The sequence below is a fragment of the Paenibacillus sp. 32352 genome (genome assembly GCF_002042965.1).
Classification (GTDB): Bacteria; Bacillota; Bacilli; order Paenibacillales; family NBRC-103111; genus Paenibacillus_S; species Paenibacillus_S vulneris.
Genome location: NZ_MZNT01000070.1, coordinates 1 through 288, shown reverse-complemented (window position 1 = coordinate 288; position 288 = coordinate 1). Strand labels below are relative to the sequence as shown.

Genomic DNA, 288 nt, shown 5'->3' with positions numbered 1-288 from the left:
CCTCCGAACCTACCGACAGCAGCCGGGAGAGTCTCTGCGGGACTACATCCGGCGATTCTCGAAGCAGCGCACCGAGCTGCCCAACATCACCGACTCAGATGTCATCGGCGCGTTCCTCGCTGGCACCACCTGCCGCGACCTGGTGAGCAAGCTGGGCCGCAAGCCCCCCACCAGGGCGAGCGAGCTGATGGACATCGCCACCAAGTTCGCCTATGGCAAGGAGGCGGTTGAGGCCATCTTCCGGAAGGATAAGCAGCCCCAGGGCCGCCAGCCGGAAGATGTCCCCGA

Annotated in this window: 1 protein-coding gene; it reads left to right on the top strand. The window is 65.3% G+C overall.

Annotation, left to right across the window (positions count from 1 at the left end; all coding sequences use genetic code 11):
* A partial coding sequence (locus B1728_RS35615) for a retrotransposon gag family protein (protein ID WP_144028118.1) occupies positions 1-288 on the top strand: 288 nt, incomplete at both ends.